This is a genomic window from Nocardioides sp. P5_C9_2 (genome assembly GCF_054049555.1).
The window spans coordinates 1-2,907 of record NZ_JBFUMD010000489.1 but is presented as its reverse complement, the minus strand read 5'-3'; the positions used below and the strand labels follow the sequence as shown (position 1 = coordinate 2,907).

General features: G+C 73.2%; 4 protein-coding genes. 3 read left to right on the top strand and 1 reads right to left on the bottom strand.

Features of this window, described 5'->3' with window-relative positions; all coding sequences use genetic code 11:
• The 3 genes from ACXJKL_RS18615 to ACXJKL_RS18605 form a co-directional block, all read left to right on the top strand.
• The coding region (locus ACXJKL_RS18615; RefSeq protein WP_457208492.1) for a phosphotransferase family protein at positions 1–925 on the top strand (925 nt) is incomplete at its 5' end.
• Between the two features lie 19 nt (positions 926–944).
• Positions 945–1,601, top strand: coding sequence for a histidine phosphatase family protein (locus ACXJKL_RS18610; protein WP_457208491.1), 657 nt, complete (start codon positions 945–947; stop codon positions 1,599–1,601).
• Positions 1,602–1,608: 7 nt separating this feature from the next.
• Positions 1,609–2,355, top strand: a complete 747-nt coding sequence (locus tag ACXJKL_RS18605; RefSeq protein ID WP_457208490.1) for an SDR family oxidoreductase — start codon at positions 1,609–1,611, stop codon at positions 2,353–2,355.
• Positions 2,356–2,387: 32 nt separating this feature from the next.
• Here the strand turns inward: ACXJKL_RS18605 and ACXJKL_RS18600 are convergent.
• Positions 2,388–2,907, bottom strand: a 520-nt coding sequence (locus ACXJKL_RS18600; protein WP_457208489.1) for a galactosyltransferase-related protein, incomplete at its 5' end; no start/stop codon positions are given.

Genomic DNA, 2,907 nt, shown 5'->3' with positions numbered 1-2,907 from the left:
GCGCTACCCGGGCTCCCCCGGCACCCCCGGGCGGGACCTGGTCCTGCGCCGGGCGCCCGCGGGCACCAAGGCCCGGGGTGCGCACGACATGCACCGCGAGTTCGCCATCCAGACCGCCCTCGCCCCGGTCTTCTCCTACGTGGCGCCGATGGTCGCCTTCTGCGACGACCCGTCGGTCATCGGTGCCGACTTCTACGCGATGGAGCGCATCGACGGAGTCATCCCCCGCAGCGAGTGGCCGTCCGAGGTTCCCCTCTCGCCGGAGCAGGCACGCGCGCTGTGCCTGCGCGCCGTCGACGTGCTCGTCGAGCTCCACAGCGTGGACGCCGACGCAGCCGGCCTCGCCGACCTCGGCAAGGGCACGGGCTACGTGCGCCGGCAGGTCGAGGGGTGGTCTGTGCGCTACCGCAACGCGCGCACCGACGACGTCCCCGACTACGAGGACGTGATGGCGTGGCTGGCCGAGCACCAGCCCGAGGACGTCGCGACCTGCGTGATCCACAACGACTACAAGCTCGACAACCTCGTCCTGTCCACCGATGACGTCACCCGCGTGGTCGGGGTCCTCGACTGGGAGATGGCCACCCTCGGCGACCCGCTGATGGACCTGGCGGGCTCGATGGCCTACTGGGTCGACGCGGGTGACGACGACGGCTGGCAGATGATGCGCCGGGTGCCCACCCACCTGCCCGGGATGCTGACGCGCGACGAGTTCGTGGCGCGCTACTGCGAGCGGATGGGACTGTCCGTCACGCCCGAGCAGTGGCGCTTCTACGAGGTCTTCGGCCTGTTCCGGCTGGCCGTGATCGCCCAGCAGATCTACTACCGCTACGTCGCCGGGCAGACCACCAACGAGGTCTACGGGCTCTTCGGCGAGGCCGTCCGGATGGTCGGCACGCGCGTCGACGGGATGATCGCGCAGTGATCGTCGAGGAGGGCGGGCAGTGAGCCAGGTCCTGCTGGTCCGGCACGGCCAGGCGTCCTGGGGGGCCGACGACTACGACGTCCTCTCCGGGCGCGGGGTCGAGCAGTCCGCGGTCCTCGGCGCCGCCCTGGCGGCCCGGGGGGTCGAGCCCACCGTCCTGGTCGCCGGCGCGATGCGGCGCCACCACGAGACCGCGACCGCGGCGGTCGAGGCGGCCGGCTGGACGACCGAGGTGGCCACCGACGAGGGGTGGAACGAGTTCGACCACCTCCAGGTCCTCGCCCGTCACCCGGCGCCGGAGGGGGTCGACGTGATGTCGAGCCCGGGTCTCTTCCAGGGCTGGTTCGCCGAGGCCACCGGTCGCTGGACCGGCGGCGCGCACGACGGCGACTACGCCGAGCCCTTCGCCGCCTTCACCACCCGCGTCGAGGCCGCGCTGGCCCGGGCGGCGGCCTCGGTGGCCGACGGCGGCACCGCGGTCGTCTTCACCAGCGGCGGCCCGATGGGCTGGGCGGCCGCCTCGGCGCTCGGCGGCGACGCCGCGCTGTGGCTGCGCCTCAACGCGGTGACCGTCAACACCGGCGTCACCAAGCTCGTCAGTGGCAGCCGCGGCATCACCCTGCTGACCGTCAACGAGCACTCCCACCTCGCCCCCGACGCCGTCACCTACCGATAGGAACCCCATGTCGACCATCCTCATCACCGGCGCCTCGTCGGGCCTCGGCGCCGAGATGGCCCGCCAGTTCGCCGCCCTGGGACACGACCTGGCGCTGTGCGCGCGGCGTACGGACCGGCTCGAGACGCTGCGCGAGGAGATCGCCGCCACCCACCCCGGCGTACGCGTCGAGGTCCGGGCGCTCGACGTCACCGACCACGACGCCGTCTTCCGCGTCTTCGGCGAGTTCCGCGACGCCTTCGGCACCCTCGACCGGGTGGTCGTCAACGCGGGTCTCGGCAAGGGCCAGCCCCTGGGCACCGGACGCTTCGACGCCAACCGGGAGACCGCGACGACCAACGTGCTCGGGGCGCTCGCGCAGACCGAGGCCGCCGCCGAGATCTTCCGCGCCCAGGACTCCGGCCACCTGGTGATGATCTCCTCCATCTCCGCGATGCGCGGGATGCCGGGCAACATCACGACGTACGCCGCGTCGAAGGCGGCCGTGGCCCACCTCGCCGAGGGCTTCCGCGCCGACGTCATGGGAACCCCGATCAAGGTGACGGTGCTCTATCCCGGCTACATCGTCTCGGAGATGTCGGCCACCTCGAAGGCCACGCCGATGGTCGCCTCGACCGAGCGCGGCGTGCGGTCGATGGTCGCGGCCATCGAGAAGGAGAAGGCGTCCGCGCGGGTTCCCGGCTGGCCCTGGGAGCCGGTGGGGTTCGCACTCAAGCACCTCCCGCTCCCCCTCGCGCGGCGACTGATGGGCTGACCGGCCGGGGTCGACCCAGCCGCGGGGGCTCGTCAGGCCCGCGCCGCCGCCCGTCCCGACGACGTCAGTCGCCACTCGCCGTCCTCGCGCTCGACCAGGCCCATCCGTTCGAACTCGAGCAGCCACCCCTCCATCGGCCACCGGCCCCAGCGGCGCCGGAAGAGCGCTCCGTTGTGCAGGATGTCGGCGAGGTGCTGCACAGGCGGGGACGAGGTGGGGTGGTGCTGGTGGTAGGCGCGCGCCCCGCCGAGCCACCCCATCGTGAGGCCGGCGGAGGTGGCCGAGGCGGCGAAGTCGGTGTCCTCGGCGCCGTAGCCGACGTAGCTCTCGCAGAAGCCGCCCGTACGCCGCCAGCCGTCGGCGTGCACCGCGAAGGACAGCGACCAGAAGAGATCGGGGTCGCCCCCGAGCATCCGCTCGCCGGGTGCCGGCGCGGGCCGCGAGGGGTGCGGGCGGTCCAGGGCGTCGAGCCCGTCGAGGGGGTAGCCGAGCTCCCCGGGGGGCGGCAGGTAGGTGACCGGCCCGGACCACAGCACGTCGCGACGATCGCGG

Coding starts and splice junctions, on each gene's coding strand:
- ACXJKL_RS18605 (WP_457208490.1), top strand. CDS start 1,609: ATGTCGACCATCCTCATCACCGGCGCCTCGTCGGGCCTCGGCGCCGAG.